Annotated in this window: 13 protein-coding genes; 1 reads left to right on the forward strand and 12 read right to left on the reverse strand. The window is 65.7% G+C overall.

Annotation, left to right across the window (positions count from 1 at the left end; translation table 11 throughout):
* Nucleotides 1-140: 140 nt before the first annotated feature.
* Nucleotides 141-4,097 (reverse strand): DNA-directed RNA polymerase subunit beta', encoded by a 3,957-nt coding sequence (locus ACFTWF_RS28400; RefSeq protein ID WP_378464473.1) that lies wholly within the window; start codon nt 4,095-4,097, stop codon nt 141-143.
* A 118-nt stretch (nt 4,098-4,215) separates the two neighbouring features.
* On the reverse strand, nt 4,216-7,722 hold the full coding sequence (locus ACFTWF_RS28405) for a DNA-directed RNA polymerase subunit beta (RefSeq protein WP_185729783.1): 3,507 nt from the start codon (nt 7,720-7,722) through the stop codon (nt 4,216-4,218).
* A gap of 411 nt (nt 7,723-8,133) precedes the next feature.
* Between ACFTWF_RS28405 and ACFTWF_RS28410 the strand changes: the two genes are divergently transcribed.
* Nucleotides 8,134-10,296, forward strand: a complete 2,163-nt coding sequence (locus ACFTWF_RS28410; protein ID WP_378464474.1) for an MMPL family transporter — start codon at nt 8,134-8,136, stop codon at nt 10,294-10,296.
* A 36-nt stretch (nt 10,297-10,332) separates the two neighbouring features.
* Here the strand turns inward: ACFTWF_RS28410 and ACFTWF_RS28415 are convergent, their stop codons facing one another.
* The 10 genes from ACFTWF_RS28415 to ACFTWF_RS28460 form a co-directional block, all read right to left on the reverse strand.
* Nucleotides 10,333-11,226 (reverse strand): hypothetical protein, encoded by an 894-nt coding sequence (locus ACFTWF_RS28415; protein WP_378464475.1) that lies wholly within the window; start codon nt 11,224-11,226, stop codon nt 10,333-10,335.
* Nucleotides 11,227-11,305: 79 nt separating this feature from the next.
* Nucleotides 11,306-11,896, reverse strand: coding sequence for a hypothetical protein (locus tag ACFTWF_RS28420; protein WP_378464510.1), 591 nt, complete (start codon nt 11,894-11,896; stop codon nt 11,306-11,308).
* A gap of 134 nt (nt 11,897-12,030) precedes the next feature.
* Nucleotides 12,031-13,278: an MCE family protein gene (locus ACFTWF_RS28425; protein WP_378464476.1), complete on the reverse strand. Its 1,248-nt coding sequence runs from the start codon at nt 13,276-13,278 to the stop codon at nt 12,031-12,033.
* Nucleotides 13,275-14,576 carry an MCE family protein gene (locus ACFTWF_RS28430; protein WP_378464477.1) on the reverse strand — a complete coding sequence of 434 codons (1,302 nt, stop codon included), beginning with the start codon at nt 14,574-14,576 and terminating at the stop codon, nt 13,275-13,277. Before ACFTWF_RS28430 ends, ACFTWF_RS28425 begins: the two co-directional genes overlap by 4 nt.
* On the reverse strand, nt 14,573-15,829 hold the full coding sequence (locus ACFTWF_RS28435) for an MCE family protein (RefSeq protein WP_378464478.1): 1,257 nt from the start codon (nt 15,827-15,829) through the stop codon (nt 14,573-14,575). The genes ACFTWF_RS28430 and ACFTWF_RS28435 overlap by 4 nt, the downstream gene beginning before the upstream one ends.
* Nucleotides 15,829-16,824, reverse strand: coding sequence for an MCE family protein (locus ACFTWF_RS28440; protein WP_378464479.1), 996 nt, complete (start codon nt 16,822-16,824; stop codon nt 15,829-15,831). The genes ACFTWF_RS28435 and ACFTWF_RS28440 overlap by 1 nt, the downstream gene beginning before the upstream one ends.
* On the reverse strand, nt 16,821-17,900 hold the full coding sequence (locus tag ACFTWF_RS28445; RefSeq protein ID WP_185725139.1) for an MCE family protein: 1,080 nt from the start codon (nt 17,898-17,900) through the stop codon (nt 16,821-16,823). The genes ACFTWF_RS28440 and ACFTWF_RS28445 overlap by 4 nt, the downstream gene beginning before the upstream one ends.
* Complete coding sequence (locus ACFTWF_RS28450) at nt 17,897-19,255, reverse strand: MCE family protein (protein WP_378464480.1); 1,359 nt, start codon at nt 19,253-19,255, stop codon at nt 17,897-17,899. The genes ACFTWF_RS28445 and ACFTWF_RS28450 overlap by 4 nt, the downstream gene beginning before the upstream one ends.
* Nucleotides 19,252-20,112 carry an ABC transporter permease gene (locus ACFTWF_RS28455; RefSeq protein WP_378464481.1) on the reverse strand — a complete coding sequence of 287 codons (861 nt, stop codon included), beginning with the start codon at nt 20,110-20,112 and terminating at the stop codon, nt 19,252-19,254. Before ACFTWF_RS28455 ends, ACFTWF_RS28450 begins: the two co-directional genes overlap by 4 nt.
* A gap of 4 nt (nt 20,113-20,116) precedes the next feature.
* On the reverse strand, nt 20,117-20,911 hold the full coding sequence (locus ACFTWF_RS28460; protein WP_005252107.1) for an ABC transporter permease: 795 nt from the start codon (nt 20,909-20,911) through the stop codon (nt 20,117-20,119).
* Nucleotides 20,912-20,914 lie beyond the last annotated feature (3 nt).

The raw sequence follows: 20,914 nt of genomic DNA on the forward strand, positions 1-20,914 counted from the left end.
AGCAACGGCGAACATCCGCCGACAAGATACGGAAAACGGATGAAGGCCCCACCCCCGAAGAGAGAGGGGTGGGGCCTTCGTCCGATGGTGAGTGCTCGACGAGTCCTGGGACTCGTCAACCACTCACGGGCGCGGAGCGCCTACCGGTAATCGTTGCTGAAACCGTAATCGTCCAGCGGCACCGCGGCACCGGTGTTCTGGCCGAAGCCGTCCGGGCTGTAGTACTGGTCGTCGTACGACGGAACCGCGTACGCCGCAGCACGGGCCTCTTCGGTCGGCTGAACCTGGATGTTGCGGTAACGGTTGATACCGGTACCGGCAGGGATCAGCTTTCCGATGATCACGTTTTCCTTCAGACCGATCAGCTTGTCCGAGCGGCAGTTGATCGCCGCATCGGTCAGCACGCGAGTGGTCTCCTGGAACGACGCCGCGGACAGCCACGAGTCGGTCGCCAACGATGCCTTGGTGATACCCATCAGCACCGGACGTCCGGCTGCCGGCTCGCCACCCTCGGCGACGACCCGACGGTTGGCCGCCTCGAAGTCGGCACGCTCGGTCAGCGAACCGGGCAGGAACTCCGTGGCGCCCGAGTCGATGATCGTCACGCGACGCAGCATCTGGCGCACGATGACCTCGATGTGCTTGTCGTGAATCGACACACCCTGGCTCCGGTACACCTCCTGGACCTCGTTGACGAGGTGGATCTGCACCTGACGGGGGCCCATGACACGCAGCACCTCGTGCGGATCGGCAGCACCTTCCATGAGCTGCTGACCGACCTCGACGTGGTCACCGTCGGCCAGGAGGCGTTCGGTGCCGTCGTCGTGCTTGAAGACACGCAGACGTTGACGCTTCGAGAGCTTGTCGTAGACAACCTCTTCGCCACCGTCGTCCGGGACGATGGTGATCTTGTAGAAGCGGTCGCCGTCCTCGAGCTGCACACGGCCGCTGACGTCGGCGATCGGGGCCTTGCCCTTGGGGACACGGGCCTCGAACAGCTCCTGAACACGCGGCAGACCACCGGTGATGTCGTCTCCGGCGACACCACCCTGGTGGAACGTACGCATGGTCAGCTGCGTACCGGGCTCACCGATGGACTGCGCGGCGACGATACCGACGGCCTCACCGATGTCGACGAGCTTGCCGGTGGCCATGGAGCGGCCGTAGCAGGTGGCGCAGACGCCGGTGCCGGTGGTGCAGGTGAGCACCGAACGGACCTTGACCTGCGTGATGCCCGCCTCGAGCAGCGCGTCGATGGCCGGGTCGCCCAGGTCGTGTCCACGCTCGACGATGACGTTGCCGTTCTCGTCGACCGCGTCGGCGGCCAGGGTGCGGGCGTACGTGCTGGTCTCCACGTGCGCGTCGCGGATCATCGAGCCGTCGGCCAGCTTCTCGGCGATCGTGGTGATGATGCCGCGCTCGGTTCCACAGTCGACCTCGCGGACGATGACGTCCTGCGAGACGTCCACCAGACGTCGGGTCAGGTAACCCGAGTCGGCGGTGCGGAGCGCGGTATCGGCCAGACCCTTACGGGCACCGTGCGTGTTGATGAAGTACTCGAGAACGGTCAGGCCTTCCTTGAAGGAGGACTTGATCGGACGCGGGATGAATTCACCCTTCGGGTTGGTGACCAGACCCTTCATGCCGGCGAGCGAGCGAACCTGAGTCATGTTGCCGGCGGCGCCGGACTTCACGATCATCGGGATCGGGTTGTCGTCGGGGAAGTGGGCCTCCATGGCCTTACCGACCTCGTCGGTGGCCTCGGACCAGATCTTGACCAGGGCGCTGTTGCGCTCGGTCTTGTTCAGGGCACCACGCTGGTACTTCTTCTCGATCTGATCGGCCTGAGCCTCGAAGGACTCCATGATCTGAGCCTTCTCCGGCGGCACGAGGACGTCGGAGATGGAGACCGTGACACCCGAACGCGTGGCCCAGTAGAAACCGGCGTCCTTCAGCTTGTCGACGGTCTGCGCGACCACGATCATGGGGTAGCGCTCGGCGAGATCGTTGATGATCGTCGCCTGACGCTTCTTCGGCATCTGCTCGTTGACGAACGGGTAGTCCGCGGGCAGCAGCTCGTTGAAGAGCACGCGACCCAGCGTCGTCTCCGCCGTCCAGCCGTCACCGTAGTTCCAGCCCTCGGGGAACAGCTCCGCCTCGATGTCACGGGGCGGGCGCTGCTGCGTGAGCCGCACCTTGATCTTCGCCTGCACGACGAGCGCACCGCGATCGACGGCCATCTGAGCCTCGGCCGGCGAGGAGTACACGCCCTGCTCCGCCTCGTCGTTCGTCGACGCCGCGAGTTCGCCGGTGGCACCCTCGTCCAACCGGGTCAGGTGGTAGAGACCGGTGACCATGTCCAGACGGGGCATGGCGAGCGGTCGACCCGACGCGGGCGACAGGATGTTGTTCGACGACAGCATCAGGATGCGGGCCTCGGCCTGCGCCTCCGCGGACAGCGGAAGGTGCACGGCCATCTGGTCACCGTCGAAGTCGGCGTTGAAGGCCTCACACACCAGCGGGTGGAGCTGAATGGCCTTGCCCTCGACCAGCTGCGGCTCGAAGGCCTGGATGCCCAGGCGGTGCAGCGTCGGTGCACGGTTCAGCAGCACCGGGTGCTCGGCGATGACCTCTTCGAGGACGTCCCACACCTGTGCGCGCTGACGTTCCACCATGCGCTTGGCGGACTTGATGTTCTGTGCGTGGTTCAGGTCGACCAGGCGCTTCATCACGAACGGCTTGAACAGCTCGAGAGCCATCAGCTTCGGCAGACCACACTGGTGCAGCTTGAGCTGCGGGCCGACGACGATGACGGAACGACCTGAGTAGTCGACGCGCTTACCGAGCAGGTTCTGACGGAACCGACCCTGCTTGCCCTTGAGCAGGTCGCTCAGGGACTTCAGCGGACGGTTACCGGGACCCGTGACGGGACGGCCACGACGGCCGTTGTCGAACAGCGCGTCCACGGACTCCTGCAGCATCCGCTTCTCGTTGTTGACGATGATCTCGGGGGCACCGAGGTCGATCAGTCGCTTGAGGCGGTTGTTGCGGTTGATCACGCGGCGGTACAGGTCGTTCAGGTCGGAGGTGGCGAAGCGGCCACCGTCGAGCTGAACCATCGGACGCAGCTCCGGCGGGATCACCGGGACGGCGTTGAGAACCATGCCCATGGGCGAGTTCTGGTTGGCCTGGAAGGCGGCGACGACCTTGAGACGCTTCAGCGCGCGGAGCTTCTTCTGCCCCTTGCCGCTGCGGATCGTCTCGCGGAGGTTCTCGGCCTCGGCGTCGATGTCGAAGCTCTCCATGAGCTTCTGGATCGACTCGGCACCCATGGCGCCCGTGAAGTACTCGCCGTAGCGGTCGACGAGCTCGCGGTACAGCAGTTCGTCGACGATGAGCTGCTTGACGCTGAGCTTGGTGAACGTGGTCCAGATCTCGTCGAGACGATCCAGCTCACGCTGCGCGCGGTCACGGAGCTGACGCATCTCGCGCTCGCCGCCGTCCTTGACCTTGCGGCGGACGTCGGACTTGGCGCCCTCCGCCTCCAGCTCGGCGATGTCGGCTTCGAGCTTCTGAGCGCGGGCCTCGAGGTCGGCGTCGCGCTGATCGGCGACGGTCTTCTTCTCGACCTGCATCTCGGCTTCGAGCGTGGACAGCTCGTTGTGACGCAGTTCCTCGTCGACACCGACGATGACGTACGCGGCGAAGTAGATGATCTTTTCGAGATCCTTCGGCGCCAGGTCGAGCAGGTAGCCGAGACGGCTGGGCACGCCCTTGAAGTACCAGATGTGCGTGACCGGAGCAGCCAGTTCGATGTGGCCCATGCGCTCACGGCGCACCTTGGCGCGAGTCACCTCGACGCCGCAGCGCTCACAGATGATGCCCTTGAAGCGGACACGCTTGTACTTACCGCAGTAGCACTCCCAGTCCCGGGTGGGGCCGAAGATCTTCTCGCAGAAGAGGCCGTCCTTCTCGGGCTTGAGGGTGCGGTAGTTGATGGTCTCCGGCTTCTTGACCTCGCCGTAGGACCAATTGCGGATGTCCTCTGCACTGGCGAGGCCAATGCGGAGTTCATCGAAGAAGTTGACGTCGAGCACGTAACTTCCTTTCCCCAGAGGGATTGTGGATCAACGGTCGCCCGCCGATTCCTGACTGCCAATTCAAATGTGAACTACGCCCCCGGGTCACGGATTTCCGTGACCCGGGGACCGAAAACTAGTTCGCGAGGTCGTCGACCGTCGCCGCTTCGTTCCGGGACAGGTTGATGCCCAGGTTCGCCGCGGCCCGCTCCAGGTCCTCGTCGTCGCCGTCGGCCATCGCGATGGCCGCGCCGTCCGAGGACAGCACCTCCACGTTGAGGCAGAGCGACTGGAGCTCCTTCAGGAGCACCTTGAACGACTCGGGGATGCCCGGCTCGGGGATGTTCTCGCCCTTGACGATGGCCTCGTACACCTTGACTCGACCCACCACGTCGTCCGACTTGATGGTGAGCAGTTCCTGCAGCGTGTATGCCGCGCCGTAGGCCTGCATCGCCCAGCACTCCATCTCACCGAAGCGCTGGCCACCGAACTGGGCCTTACCGCCGAGCGGCTGCTGGGTGATCATCGAGTACGGACCGGTCGAACGAGCGTGGATCTTGTCGTCGACCAGGTGGTGCAGCTTGATGATGTACATGTAGCCGACCGAGACCGGGTACGGGAACGGCTCGCCGGAACGGCCGTCGAACAACGTGGCCTTTCCGTCGGACGCGACCATGACCTCGCCGTCGCGGTTCGGCAGCGTCGAGCCGAGGAGACCGGTGAGCTCGTCCTCCTTGGCGCCGTCGAACACGGGGGTGGCGATGTTGGAGTCGGAAGGCGCCGACAGCATCTCCTCCGGCAACTGCTCCGCCCAATCGGGACGGGAGCCGTCGCCGGCGATCTGAACGTTCCAGCCGGTCTTGCCGATCCACCCGAGGTGGGTCTCCAGGATCTGGCCGATGTTCATACGACGCGGAACACCGTGGGTGTTCAGGATGATGTCGATCGGGGTGCCGTCGGGCAGGAAAGGCATGTCCTCCTGCGGGAGGATCTTGCCGATGACGCCCTTGTTGCCGTGGCGGCCGGCGAGCTTGTCGCCGTCCTGGATCTTGCGCTTCTGAGCCACGTAGACGCGGACCAGCTCGTTGACACCGGGGGGCAGATCGTCGTCGTCGTCGCGCGAGAACACGCGGATGCCGATGACCTTGCCGGTCTCACCGTGGGGAACCTTCAGCGACGTGTCGCGAACCTCGCGCGCCTTCTCACCGAAGATGGCGCGCAGCAGGCGCTCCTCGGGGGTCAGCTCGGTCTCGCCCTTCGGCGTGACCTTTCCGACCAGCACGTCACCGTCACGAACCTCGGCACCGATACGGATGATGCCGCGCTCGTCGAGGTCGGCGAGGACCTCGTCGGAGACGTTCGGGATGTCGCGAGTGATCTCCTCGGCACCGAGCTTGGTGTCGCGGGCATCGATCTCGTGCTCCTCGATGTGGATCGAGGTCAGGACGTCCTCTTCCACGAGGCGCTGCGACAGGATGATCGCGTCCTCGTAGTTGTGGCCTTCCCACGGCATGATCGCGACGAGCAGGTTCTTGCCGAGCGCCATCTCACCGTTCTCGGTGCAGGGGCCGTCGGCGAGGACCTGTCCGGACTCGACACGCTGTCCCTCGTCCACGATGGGACGCTGGTTGGCGCAGGTGCCCTGGTTCGAACGCGCGAACTTGCGCATCCGGTAGGTCTTGCGGCTTCCGTCGTCGGCCATGACCGTGACGTAGTCGGCGGAGACCTCTTCCACGACACCGGTCTTCTCGGTGACGATGACGTCGCCCGCGTCGACGGCGGCACGCAACTCCATGCCGGTACCGACGAGCGGAGCCTCGCTGCGAACGAGCGGCACCGCCTGACGCTGCATGTTCGCGCCCATCAGGGCGCGGTTGGCGTCGTCGTGCTCCAGGAACGGGATCATCGCGGTCGCGACGGACACCATCTGCCGCGGCGAGACGTCCATGTAGTCGATCTCGGCGGACGAGACGAACTCGACCTCGCCACCCTTACGACGGACCAGGATGCGATCGTCGGTGAAGTGGCCGTTGGCGTCGACGGCCGAGTTGGCCTGGGCGACGACGTGGCGGTCCTCTTCGTCCGCGGTGAGGTAGTCGACCTGGTCGGTGACCTGGCCGTTCTCGACCTTGCGGTACGGCGTCTCGATGAAGCCGAACGGGTTGACCCGGGCGTAGACCGACAGCGAACCGATCAGGCCGATGTTCGGGCCTTCGGGGGTCTCGATCGGGCACATGCGGCCGTAGTGCGACGGGTGAACGTCTCGCACCTCGAGGCCGGCGCGCTCACGGGACAGACCACCCGGGCCGAGGGCGGACAGACGACGCTTGTGCGTCAGCCCCGACAGCGGGTTGTTCTGGTCCATGAACTGCGACAGCTGGGAGGTTCCGAAGAACTCCTTGATCGCGGCGACGACGGGCCGGATGTTGATCAGCGTCTGCGGCGTGATCGCCTCGACGTCCTGGGTGGTCATGCGCTCACGAACCACGCGCTCCATGCGGGACAGGCCCACGCGGATCTGGTTCTGGATGAGCTCACCGACCGTGCGCAGACGACGGTTGCCGAAGTGGTCGATGTCGTCGACCTCGACGGGCACCGCGACGCCGCCGGGGGCGGTCATCTCGGTGTCACCGGCGTGCAGGCGCACCAGGTACTCGATGGTGGCGACGATGTCTTCCTCGGTGAGGGTCGACGCGACGATCGGCTGCCCGGTGTTCAGGCCCAGCTTCTTGTTGATCTTGTAGCGACCCACGCGAGCCAGGTCGTAGCGCTTGTCCTTGAAGAATAGGTTCTCCAGGAGCGTCTGCGCGCTTTCCTTGGTGGGCGGCTCGCCCGGACGCAGCTTGCGGTAGATGTCGAGCAGCGCCTCGTCGGTGCCGGCGGTGTTGTCCTTCTCGAGGGTCGCCATGAGGATCTCCGAGAAGCCGAAGCGCTCGGTGATCTGCTCGGTGGTCCAGCCGAGGGCCTTCAGCAGCACGGTGACGGGCTGGCGGCGCTTGCGGTCGATACGGACGCCGACCGTGTCGCGCTTGTCGACGTCGAACTCGAGCCACGCACCACGGCCGGGGATGACCTTGACGCTGTGCAGGTCTTTCTCGGTGCCCTTGTCGACGGAGTGGTCGAAGTAGACGCCGGGGGAACGCACCAGCTGCGAGACCACGACACGCTCGGTGCCGTTGATGATGAACGTGCCCTTGTCGGTCATCATCGGGAAGTCGCCCATGAAGACCGTCTGGCTCTTGATCTCACCGGTGTTGTTGTTGATGAACTCCGCGGTGACGAACAACGGCGCCGCGTAGGTCATGTCCTTGTCTTTGCACTCGTCCGTCGAGGCCTTCACCTCGTCGAAGCGCGGGTCCGAGAAGGACAGAGACATCGAGCCCGAGAAATCCTCGATCGGGGAAAGCTCCGCGAGAATGTCCTCGAGACCGCCGGAGATTGCGCTGTCGCCACGAGCGGCGGCGCGCTCGCGCCAGCTCTGCGCACCGATCAACCACTCGAACGAATCGGTTTGTAGATCAAGAAGCCCGGGAACTTCGAGGGGTTCGCGAATCTTTGCGAACGAAACCCTCTTCGGGGCTCCGGGGATTCCGGAAACTGCCTTGGTCTGGCTAGAGACTGCCAAGATGCGTCCTTCCAGCACCTCACGCGGGCCGCTCTTGCTGTTGCGACCGCCGCTGTATCTGCTTCGAATTTCGCTGGTCACGACCCGAACGAAACTCGTCACAGTTGCTGAGGAGTGGATCACTTCGCAGCGGTACGGACGAGAGGTGGACAGGAGGCAGCCAGCGCAACGTCCAAAAGTACACCCAAACTCAGTAGATGTCGAGTCGGGCACCCGAAACAGCACCCAGCCGGGCGCTCGGCCACGCGTCACTGCGCATGTTCACGCATCAGAGTGACGCGTGATCATCGCGGCGTCAAGAGTTAGGGGGCGTGTCGTGTCGTTTCGCCCGGCCGGCGGGCCGTTTCCGGCACCCCTTCCCACCCGCTGACGGGCGGTGAACAATATGCGCACGCGACCGGAAGCCGATTTCTCGAGGGAAGCAGAGCCGTGACGCGCTGGAGTTCGTTCGTCGTCGCCCGTCCGACGCTGGTCCTCGCCGTCACGGTGCTGCTGGTGCTGCTCGGCGGGGCGTGGGGTTCGGGCGTGTTCGACCGGCTGAGCCTGGGCGGATACACCGACCCGGGCAGCGAGTCCGCGGGCGTCGAGAGCCTGATCGAGGGCACGCTCGGACGGCAGACCCCCGACCTGGCGGTGACCTACCACGCCCGTCCGGGTGCGACGCTCGACGATCTCGGGCCCGACGTGGCCGCCCATCTCGCGCAGATCGACCCCGGAGTTCTCGCCGGCACTCCCCTGTCGTACTGGTCCGCGCCGCCGCAGGCGAAGGAGTTCCTGCGGTCCATCGACGGCACCGAGGGTCTGGTGGTGCTGTCGCTGAACGGCGACGAGAACACTCGGATCGCCGCGTACCACGACCTCCGGCCCCTGTTGGTCATCGACGGCACGGAGCAGGAGTTCAGCGGCTTCAGCGCGGCCGCCAACGCCTTCAACGAGGCCTCCGAGCGGGACCTGCTGCGCGCCGAGACGGTGTCGTTCCCGCTCCTGCTGCTGCTTCTGCTCGTCATCTTCGGCGGCCTCGTCGGCGCGGCCGTCCCGCTCTGTGTCGGCGGTCTCGCGATCCTCGGCGCGCTCGGCGCCCTGCGCGTGATCTCGTACTTCACCGAAGTCAGCGCGTTCTCTGTGAACATCGCGAGCCTCGTCGGTCTCGGCATGTCCATCGACTACGGATTGTTCGTCGTGACCCGGTTCCGCGAGGAGCTGCGGTCCGGCGCCCGCACCGACGACGCCGTCCGGCGGACGCTCGCCACCGCCGGCCGGACCGTGGGGTTCTCCGCCCTCCTCCTCGTGTGCGGGTTCGTGGGCATGCTCGTCTTTCCCCAGGCCATCGTCCGGTCGTTCGCCTACGGCGGGATGGCGGCCATCGGGATCGCCGCGGTGCTGTCGCTGTCGGCACTGCCCGCGGCGCTCGCGCTGCTCGGTCCGCGCATCAACTCGCTGACGTGGCGACCGGGCGTGGTCGAACGCGGCGAAGACCGGGCGCACCGATTCTGGGGCGGCGTCGCCGCCCGGGTCATGCGGCGGCCCGTCGTGATCGCGACGGGCATCGTGGCGGGGCTGCTCGTGCTCGCGGCACCCCTCGCCGGCGCGTCGCTCGGTGATCTCGACCACACCGGACTTCCTGCCGCTCACCCGCTCCGGCTGGCCGTCGAGGATCTCGCCGCCAACTTTCCGCTCGCCAACAACGGCGCGACGCTGATCCTGCAGGGCAGCGACGGCAAGGCCCCACCCCCGGCCGCCACGGCGGAGTTCTTCCGGGCGACGGCCGCGGTCGACGGCGTCCAACGGGTGGTCCCGGTGGGGGCCACCGGCACGTTCGTCGCCATCCGGGCCATCTTCGACGACGCAGACCGGACACCGGGGGCCATGGCGACGACCGCCGCGCTGCGCGACCTCCCGCCCCCGGAAGGGACCGTGAAGATGCTGGGCGGGTTGAACGCCCTGACCACCGACGGACTGGACGCGATGGCCGCGCGACTGCCGTGGATGATCGGGATCATGGTGGCGGTCACCTTCGCCCTCATGCTGTTCGCGTTCCGGTCCGTGGTGCTGCCCCTGAAGGCGATCGCGATGGCCACCCTCAGCCTCGCCGCATCCTTCGGCGTGCTCACGTGGATCTTCGAGGACGGTCACGGCGCCGGCTTCCTCGGCGTGACGCCCGGCCCGCTGCCCGCGACGATGGTCGTGCTGATCATCGCGGTGGTGTTCGGGCTCTCCACCGACTACGAGATCTTCCTGATGTCCCGGATGGTCGAGGCCCACGACCAGGGTGCGTCGACGGAGGAGGCCGTGCGGATCGGCACGGCACACACCGGGCGGATCGTGACGGCGGCCGCCGCACTGCTGATCGTCGTCACCGGTGCGTTCACGCTCTCGGAACTGACGATGATGCGGTTCATCGGGCTCGGCATGATCGTGGCGCTGCTCATCGACGCCACCGTCATCCGCATGATGCTGGTTCCCGCCCTCGTGAAGCTGATGGGCGAGGCCAACTGGTGGGCGCCGGGATTCCTGGCGCGCAAGCCACCCACCCCCGGTTCACCGGATGATCCGAAACCGTCACCACGGCAACAGATTCCCGTTCAGTCGTGAATCCTGTTCGGGCACAATGGTTTTTGGTTGACCGAATCAGCCCTCGCTGTCGGAGATGTCGGACAGCACCCACTTGCCGTCGATCTTCTCCATCTTGATCGACAGCGGAGTGGCGGCACTGCCCTGAGCGACCGCATCACCCGTGGCGCTGACGTTCATGTGCGCCAGAAGCTCGGCGCGGTCGCCGTCGAGCACCGTCACCCCGATGTCCGTGACGGACGCCTGGGTGGCCGTCTTCGTCTGGATCGCAGCCTGTTTGGTGGTATCCGCGGTGGAGTCGAACTCTGCACGCTTGGCATCGTCGAGGTAGCCACGCGCCTTGTCGAAGTCCTGATCGATGGTCTCGTAGCTGTACGTGTACAGCGTCTCGATCGCCTCGGTCCCCGCCTTCGTCACCTCGGCGGTCGCTCCCGCGTCGACCCACGCGGTGTTCGTGATGTGCGCGCCGGGCTTGAACGCCGCGACGACCGCGAACACACCGAGCACCACCGCCACGGCGCCGAGAATCCCGACGAGCTTCCAGGTAATGCGACCGGCATCGCCGGCCGCCGCGGTCACGGCGACAGGCGGCGCCTGCTGCTTGCCGATGCGCGGCTGGAGGTTCGGGACCTTCGTCTTACCCGCCGACGCCGGCTTCGCGGTCTCGGTCGCGGTCGCGGTCGTTGCGGCAGCGACTGCGGTCGATGCGGCCTCCGCCTTCGCCGCCGGGGCCGACTTCTCGACCGGCGTAGGCGCCTTCACCGGCTCCGGCTTCTTCGCCAAGTCCGGCTTCTTCGCCAAGTCCGGCTTCTTCGCCAAGTCCGGCTTCGCAGCCGGTTCCGGCTTCGCAGCCGGTTCCGGCTTCGGCGTTACCTGACGGGTCCCCGCCACGCGGGGACGCCTGCCCTTTGCAGCGCTGTCCGGCACGTTGTTACGGCGCTTGGGGGGCATAATTCACCACTTTCTCATTGCACGACGAGCTGTCGTCGACGTGGACACCACAGCGGCACGCCGCTGTGGCACATCGGAACTACTGGCCGCCGCTGTCACCCTCGGGGGCCGGCGCCTGCTCGGCGGGAGCGGGAGCGGGAGCCTGATCGGTGGGTGCGGGGGCCGCGGCGGCGGGTACCGGACCGCTCTCGAGCGGAATACGTCCGCCCACCGGTTCCACCGACGACGCCTTCCAGACCCCGTCCACGTCCTCGACGTCCATCCGCATCGTCACCTTGGCCTTGTCGAAGCGGTCCGGCCAGGTGGTGGTGACAGCCACGACGACCAGCGCCTTGGCGGTGCCGTCGTCCGTGTTCAACTCGGTGAGCGTGCCCTGGATCAATTCGGCCTTGCTCGCCGCTCCCGACTGACGCATCTGGTCGGTGAACCCGTCCATCGTCGACTGCAGATCCTGGTTCATCTTGTCGCCCGTGATGGACGACTTCATGTTCTCGAAGGATCCGTCGAGGTCCGCGGAATCGACCGAATTGAGGTTGATCGCGGCCTGCTGGGCGCCCGCCAGCGCGGAGTCGCGTGCGTCGGCGATCGGCTTGTCCACGAAGAGAGCGCGCGCCCACCCGAAGCCGAACCATCCGGCTGCGACAACCGCGATCACCACCAGTGCGGTCACCGCGGCAAACGAGGCCTTCAACGTTCTGTCCTTCCCCGGAGCCGGTTGTCCCGACTCCGGGGGCGTGGTAATTCGCGTCACACCAATACCCTACTGATTGTTTTCTTCTACCCGCCCTCGGTGAGAACCGAATACTACTTGGGAGTAACCCCGAGGAGCGGCGCGAGCTGCGTAGCGATGGGATTCAAGTTGAGAGTGTCAGGCATGACCTTCGGCTTGAAATCCCACGGTTGGATCGTGTCCGGATCGGCGAACACGATGCGGTCTGCACTTCGGACACCTGTCACGCTTCCCTGGGGAGCGTCGCAATTGGCCTTCGTATTGAACGGGAAGTCCTGCTGGGTGTCGTCGAAGTTCGGGTTCTGCCGCTTCATCTCGGCCAGGGTCTCCTGCGTCCCTTCGTAACCGAGTGTGCACGACGGCGGGTTGTTGGTCTCCAGGACGATGCCCTGGTGCACGGTGCCGTCGCCCGGTGCCACGGTCGACGCGGACGCCGCGATGGCGGGCAGGAACATCAGGATCGGCCGCAGCGCGATCGCCTGCGGGGCCAGCTTGTCGCCGACCGCGGCAAGGTTCGTCAGGTCGGTGGTGAGACTCGGACCGGTCTCGTTCACCAGTTGACCGATCTCGTCGCTCGCCGGAATTCCCTTGTCGATGATCGAGCGGATGTCGGGGTCGCTGGTGCGCAGCTGCGCGGCCACCGCGTCGAGGTCCGAACTGAATTGGACGATCGCCGACGATTGATCGGATTGTGTCGCCAGAACCGTCTTGCTGTCCCGGATGAGGGCCAGCGTCTGCGGGAGGACGTCGAGTCCGTCCTTCGTCAGCGTCGAGAGAGAATCCGCGAGGGTCTGCAGATCCTCACCCTTGCCGTTGAACGCCGTTCCCAGCTGCGTGACGACCGTGCGCAGCGAGTCGACCGGAACCGACCTCACCAACCCGTCCGTGGCCATGAGCACCTGCTCGACCGGAACCGGTGTCGAGGTGTCGGCCTCGGTGATCACCGAGCCGTCTTCCAGATACGGTCCCTGGTCGGTGTCGGGCTGCAGGTCCACGTACTGCTCACCGATCGCGGACCGGTTGGCGACGACGGCTTTGGCCGACGCCGGAATGTCAGGACCGCCCGAGGAGATCTTCAACTCGACGTTGATACCGTCCGACGTCAGCGACAGGTCGCCGACACGCCCGACGGGAACACCCCGGTACGTGACCTCGGCGTTGGTGAAGATACCGCCGGAGTCCTTGAACTGCGCGTTCACGGCGTATTCGCCGAACCCGAGCAGGTTGTCGAGGCGAACATACTTGGCACCGACGTAGACCAGCCCGAGCATCGCCACGACGGCGAACGCGACGAGCTGGATCCTGACCAGTCGTGACCTCACTGTCCACCCCCGATTCCGAACTGCTCCAGCAGTCCCCCGAGTGGGTTCTGCGGCAACGGCGCCTGGCCGTCCGTCGTGCCGTTCCCCGCGCCACCGTTGCCGGCCGCAGGTGCCGCCCCGGGAAGACCCGGGATCCGCAGACCTGTCGGGGCGGGGATGATCGGCGGAATCGGCAGCAGCGACACCGTCGGCCAGCCCGGCTTCGGCCCGTTGCCGTTGTAGTACGGGTTCGACGGGTCCACGATCGGCTTGGGTTCACCGAACTTCGGCGGCACGTACACCGGGTTGCCCTGACCGACGCCCAGCGCGCTCAGTGCGTCGCCGATCTGCAGGTCGACACTGAGGAACAGGTTGACCGATCCACCGAGCGCGATCTTCTCTACACCGTCCGGGAAGGGAACGGTCGGGATGAACGCAAGCGAGTTGGGCAGGTTGTCGCCCGAGTCGGCGAGCGCCTTGAGCGTCGGCCGCAGCGCGAGGAGGTCTGCGATCAGATCGTTCTTCGACCTGTTGATCACGTCGGTTCCGACGGTGCCGAGCCGGTCCAGTTGCGTCAGCATCTGGGTGAGCTGCGGGCGCTGCTGGTTGAGAACTTCGGTGGCGATCGGGAGCTGATCGAGGATCAGCCCGATCTTCTCGTTCTGTTCGTCCACGCGGGTGGTCAATGCATCGAGTCCGTCCAGGGCGCGGGTGATGTCGTCACGCTGCTGGTTGAGTCCATCGATGAGCGTGTTCGTCTGCTCGAGGAGTCCCCGGACCCGATCCTGACGGCCGTCGAGGGCGGTGGTCAGTTCGTGCACGATCGGCTGCAACTGTCCGACACCGCCACCGTTGAGCAGCAGTGACAACGCGCCGAGTACCTGCTCGATCTCGGTGGCGTGGCGCGTGCGATCCAATGGGATCGTGTCGCCGTCTTCGAGCCGCGCGGGATCCTTGTCCTCCGGCGGCTCGGACAGCTGGACGAACTTCTCACCGAGCAGGTTGGTCTGCTCGATGGCGGCGACGGCGTTGGCTGCGAGGTCGACGGACGAGTCGAGGACGACCGCCACGTCGGCAGTCCAACCGTCCGGAGCCACCTTGATGGATTCGACCCGGCCCACGGGGACACCGTCGACCTTGACGGCGGACTGCGGAACGAGGTCGAGGACGTCGTCGAACTGGATCGTCAGGTGCATCGGATCGTTGCCGACGTCCGGGCCGCCGGGGAGAGGGACTCCGTAGATTCCCTCCGACGAGCAGGAGCTCACCGCGATGGCGACGGCGCACGCGCCGGCGCCGAGGATTACCGACCGCTTCATTCGCCCTCACCACCCGTTGCGCTCTCGAATCGCGGCGACACGACACCCGGTACCGTGCCGGGCGTGACCGTCCGCTGAATGTTGTCTGCACTCATGATCCCGAACGGAAGCACCAGCGACGGAGACTTCGCCGACTGCGTGATCTGGGACGTGACGTTGGTGCAATTGTCGATCAGCGGCTGCATCTGACGCCCGAGTTGCTCGAAACGCGGGTCGCCGGGAACCAGCTTGCCGAGGTCGATCAACTTGCAGACCACGCCCGCCGGATCCTGCAGATCCGGAAACGCCAGGCGCGAGGCCAGGTTGCCCGACTCCGCGTCGTACGAGTTGGCCAGGTTGCTGATCGCCAGCGGGAGCAGCGTCAGCGAGTTGACGAGCGACTCGCGGTTGTCGGCGAGGGTCTGCGTCACAGGAACCAGATCGTTCACGTTCTCGGCGAGGATGTCCCTGTTGTCCGCCACGAACTTCGAGACGTCGCCGAGTGCGATCGCGAGCTGGTTGAGGGCGGCGCCGAGGTTCTCCCGCTCCCCCGCCAGGAACCCGGACAAATCGGAGAGCTGCGAGTTGAAGTCACGGACCTGCTGATCGTTGGCCGCCAGCGCGCCGACGAACACCTGGAGGTTCTTGACGGTGTCGAACAGGTCGCCGCGACTCTCGTTGAGGGTGCGGGCCGCGTCGGACAGCTGAGTGATGCTCTGCCCCAGCGCCTCACCGTTGCCGTCGAGGTTGGCGGCACCGGTCTCGACGAACTGGGACAGCGCGCCGTCCTTGTTCGCCCCGTTCGGACCGAGTGCGGTCGAGAGCTCCTCGATGCTCGCGTACAACTGGTCGACCTCGACCGGGGTCGCGGTACGGTCCCGTGAGATCACGGCACCGCTCTGCATCGTGTCGCCCCCCGTGTACGCGGGCGCGAGCTGGATGTAGCGGTCCGACACCACCGACGGGGTGACCTGAGCGGCTTTCGCGTCGGCGGGAATGTCGACGCCGCGATCGACGCGCATGTCGACCTTCACCTGATCGCCCTGCGGCTCCACGCCGTCGACCGATCCGACCTTCACACCGAGGACCCGCACATCGGAGCCCTCGTAGATACCCACCGACTTGTCGAAGTACGCGGTGATCTTCGTGGTGCCTGCCCGGGTGAACACCCACCACAGGGCGCCGGCGATCACCAGCGCGACGATGACGATTCCCACGATGAGGGCGACGCCGCCGCGTCCTCCGCGGTCGGCTCCGTTGTCGACGTCTGCCATCAGTTACCCCCCAACGTGCGGACGGGCTCGCGCGGACCGGGAATGTCGGGCAGACCGGGCGGCAGGAGGTTCACCACGACCTGGTCGAACCAGCGGCCGTTACCGACCACGTTCGTGTAGAGGCGGACGAAGGGTTCGTACAGTTTCATCGCCTTGTCCAAGTTCTCGTTATTGGCCTTGAGGATCTCGACGACGCCGTCGAGCTGCTCGAGCGCGGGACCGATGGCGGCCTCGTTGTCGTGCACGAGTCCGGTCAATTGCTGCGACAGGCGCTGTGTTCCGGTGAGCAACTGGGAGATCGACTGCTGACGGCTGTTGAGCTCACCGAGCAGCAGACCGGCGTCGCTGATCAGCCGGTTGAATTCGGCGTTGCGGTCGGCGAGGACCTTGGTGGTCTTGCCGGTCGCGTCGAACAACTTCTGCAGTTCCTGGTCGCGGCTGGCGATGGTCTGCGACAGCCTGCTGACGCCGTCCAGGGACGCGCGGATCTCCGTGGGAGTCCCCTCGAACGCCTGCGACAGCGTGACCATACTCTGCGCGAGTTGGTCGGAGTCGATGTCTCCCACGGTCTGCGCGGCAGCGGAGAACGCTTCGATCACGTCGTACGGAGACGTGGTGCGGTCCAACGGGATCGCGTCGCTCGGGTTCAGCGTGTCGGAGCCGCGGGGGTCGAGGGCCAGGTACTTCTGACCGAGGATCGTCTTGATCTGAATGGATGCCGACGTCTCGTCGCCGACCCACGCATCCGACACCTTGAACGCGACGTCGACGTGGTCGCCGTCGAGTTCGACGGACGTGACCTTGCCGACCTTGACACCCGCGATACGCACCTCGTTGCTGGGCTTGAGTCCGGCGGCCTCGGTGAATTCGGCGTGGTAGGTGGACCCGGCGCCGATGAACGGCAGCGAATCGAGGAAGAATGCCGACAGGGTGGCCAACAGCACCACGAGAATGCCGAGGGCACCAGCCACTGCCGGGCTGCGACGTCTGCTCATCGTGTCTGCAACTCCTGTAGGCCGTCCTGTGTGCACCGTTTGGCCGAGTTCGTATACAGCGGCTGGTTGACGGTGGGCAAGCCCGTGGGCAGGTTCAGTTGGGGCGCGGTGCCAGGTCCTGCGACGATGTCGACTCCACAGAGGTAGAACTGGAACCAGGATCCGTAACTGGCTGCCCGGCCGAGCTTTTCGAGCTTCACCGGGAGCGTCTGGAGGACGCTGTTGACGGTGTCGGAGTTACGGTTCAACGTCGTCGCCAGCGTGTTCAGCGACGTGATGGATTCCTGGATGGACGGTCGGGTGGGTTCGAGCAGATCGGCCGTCGCGTCGGTGAGCCCGGCGAGGGATGTCACCGCCGAACCGACCGTCCCCCGATCGTCGGCCAACCCCGTGACGAGCTGCTGGGTGTTGACGATCAGCGAATCGAGTTGATCGTCACGCTGATTCACCGTGGCGAGCACGCTGTTGAGGTTGTTGATCACCGCACCGATCACCCGATCCTTGTCGGCGACGGTGTTGGTGAGGCTGGCCGTGTTCTTGACGAGTTCCGTGATGGTCCCCGACTCACCCTGGAACACCTGGATGATCTGGTACGACAGCTTGTTCACGTCGTCGGCGCTGAGAGTCTGGAACAGCGGCCGGAAACCGTCGAACAGCGTGGTGAGGTTGACGGCAGGCTTGGTCCGCTCCATCGGAATGGTGTCGCCGCCGTTCATCTTCATCCCCTGCTGGCCCTCACCCTGTTCGAGGGCGATGTAGCGCTGGCCCACGAGGTTCCGGAAGCGGATGGTCGCGGTGGTGCTGGCCGGAAGCCAGTCCCGTTCCGAGACCGAGAACTGGACCTCGGCCTCGCGGTCGTCGTGGATCGAGATCTTCTCGACCTGACCCACCCGCACACCGGCGATGCGCACCTCGTCGCCCTCGTTGAGCGAGGTGACGTCCGAGAAGATCGCGTTGAACTTGGTGCCACCTCCGCCGCCGAGGTTGGCGATGGTGGCGGCGAGCAGACCGGTCGCCAGGATCGTGACCACGGCGAACACGATCAGCTTGACCAGTGGTGCAGTCAGGCCCCTCACTTGAAGCTCACCTCAGTCCCCCTCATGGTCGGCGCGCCGACGAGTGTCGTCCAGCTCGGCACGTCCTCCGGCGCCATGCCGCCGGCCTCGCCGTACACGACGTCCAACGTGTCCTGCTCCATCTTCGAACCCGCGTAACTCGCGGGCGTGACCTGGGCTCCGTACCCCGGCACCTGATCGGGAACACCCGCCGGCGCCGGGAGGAAGTCGATGGTCGACGGACCGGGATTACGCGAAGGCACCTGGTAGGCACCGTCGTTGTAGGAGGACCCACCCGGGTACTGCGGGAACTTCCCGCCCGGTGCGGTCACGTTGTCGTAGCACGCCGGTCCGCGGTCGTCGAGCAGGCGCGGCTCGTCCTGGTTGGGCACGTAACGGCCCTTCGGGTTGACGAACTGCACACTGGCCCGCACGCCCGGGTACGGATCGTCCGGGGCCAGTAGCTCACGGGCGACGGGTGCGGACTTCGCGAAGCCCGCGAACGTGCAGCCGAAGCTCGGCGAGTAGCGGCCCAGGATCTGCAGCGCCTCGCGCGAATCGGCGGCGATGCTGACGATCGATTCGGCGTTGGTCTGGAGCAGATCGGCGGTGCTCGATGCGGTTCCGGTCAGCGAGGCGAGCAGTGTGGTGATCTCACCCTGCTTCTCCACCACGGTGTTTCCGGTGGTCCGCAGGTTGTCGAGCGCGTTCACCAGCTCGGGCGCCGCCTCCGAATACGTCTGCGAGAAATCGGCCAGACCGCGCAGATCCTCTTGAATGGCGGGCAGTTCGGTATTCAATCCGCCGAAGATCTCCTCGAGCCGGTCCAGCGTGAGGCCGAGTTCGGCGCCGCGGCCACTCAACCCCTGCGACAGCGCACCGAGGGTGTTCGCCAGATCCTGCGGCGGAATCGCCTGCAGCAGCGGCAGCAGTCCGTCGAGAACCTCGCCGACCTCGACGGCGTTGCCGCTCTTGTCCTGACGCAGCGTGTCCCCGGCCTGGATCGGCGGGGCCGTGTCGCCCTCCGGAACGATCAGCGACACATACCGTTCGCCGAACAACGTCTTGGGCAGCAGTCGCGCCGTCGCGTTGGACGGGATCAGCGGCGCCTTGTCCGGCTGGATCGCGAGAGCGAGGGTGACCTCGCCCTCCGACGTGGAGGCCGAGCGCACCTCCCCGACGATGAGGCCACGAACCTTGACGTCCGCGTTCGGCGGCAGGGCATTTCCCGCGGTATCGGTGAGGAGGTCGACTTTGACGACCTTGGTGAACGTCTTGTTGAACATGCCGATGGTGAATGCCAGGAACAGCGCGAGGACCAGGAAGAACACAAGCCCCAGCACCCGTCGGCCCGCGACAGATGTCGTGTTGCTCATCCGGCCACCCTCACTGTGGTCGTCGTGCCCCAGATGGCGAGGCTGAGGAAGAAGTCGAGAACGGCGATGGTGACGATCGCGGTGCGCACCGCCCTACCCACGGCCACACCCACACCGGCAGGACCACCCGACGCGTGATAGCCGTAGTAGCAGTGGATCAGGATGAGCACGAACGCGAAGATCAGCACTTTCGCAAACGAATACAGCACGTCCTGCGGTGGCAGGAACAAGTTGAAGTAGTGGTCGTACGAACCGGTCGACTGCCCGTTGAACACGGTGCTGATGATCCGGGACGCGAGATAGGCCGCGAGCAGACCGACGATGTACAGCGGGATGACCGCCACGAAGCCCGCGATCATGCGAGTGGTCACGAGGAACGGCACACTCGGCACCGCCATGACCTCCAGCGCGTCGATCTCCTCCGAGATCCGCATGGCGCCGAGCTGTGCGGTGAAACCACAACCGACGGTGGCCGAGAGTGCGAGTGCCGCAACGATTGGCGCGATCTCACGGGTGTTCACGTAGGCGGACAGGAAGCCGGTGAGTACCGAGCTGCCGAGCTGTTCGAGCGCGGCGAATCCCTGCAGACCGACGACGACGCCGGTGAAGCCGGACATCATCGCGATGACACCGATGGTGCCGCCGATGACGGCGAGCGCGCCGCTGCCGAACGTCACCTCGGCGAGGAGACGGAGCACTTCCTTGCGGTAGTGCACGAGTGTGTGCGGCGACCAGGCAATGGCCCTGGCGTAGAACGACATCTGCTCGCCGGCCTTGTCGAGCACGTTCAGTGGCGCACGACCGACTCGGCGTGCCGCCATCAGAGTCCGGTCACCGCGTCCCTTGGCGATTGTCATCGGGTCACGATCCCTTCGCCGGAACGATCTGGAGGTACACCATGGTCAGGATCAGGTTCGCGAAGAACAACAGCAGGAACGTGATGACCACAGACTGATTCACTGCGTCACCGACGCCCTTGGGTCCGCCCTTCGGATGGAGTCCCTTGTACGCGGCGATGACACCGGCGATGACACCGAAGACGGCCGCCTTGAGCTCGCCGACCCAGATGTCGGGAAGCTGCGCGAAAGCCGAGAACGATGCCAGGTACGCACCGGGATTACCCCCTTGGAGAATGACGTTGAAGAAGTAGCCACCGGCGATGCCGACCACCGACACGAGGCCGTTGAGCAGGATCGCGACGAGGACCATCGCGAGCACCCGAGGCACGACGAGTCGCTGAATCGGGTTGATACCGAGCACTTCCATGGCGTCGATCTCTTCGCGGATCGTCCGCGCACCGAGATCCGCCGTGACCGCCGACCCCGCAGCTCCGGCCACCAGCAGTGCCGTCACCAGCGGCGAACCCTGCTGGATGACGGCGAGAACGCTGGCCGCTCCCGTGAACGACTCGGCTCCGAGCTGCTTGATGAGCGATCCGGTCTGCAGTGACACCACTGCACCGAACGGAATCGCGACCATCGCAGTGGGCAGAATCGTGACGCTGGCGATGAACCAGGCCTGTTCGATGAACTCACGGAATTGGAACGGCCGTTTGAACGTGTTTCGTGCGACGTCGACGAAGAGCTCGACGATATTCCCGGCCTGCGTCAGCGCACCGTTGACCGGCCGCAAGACCGAGCTGCGGGTAACCCCCATCCG

It is taken from the genome of Rhodococcus sp. NPDC056960, from assembly GCF_042674125.1.
GTDB lineage: Bacteria > Actinomycetota > Actinomycetes > Mycobacteriales > Mycobacteriaceae > Rhodococcus_F.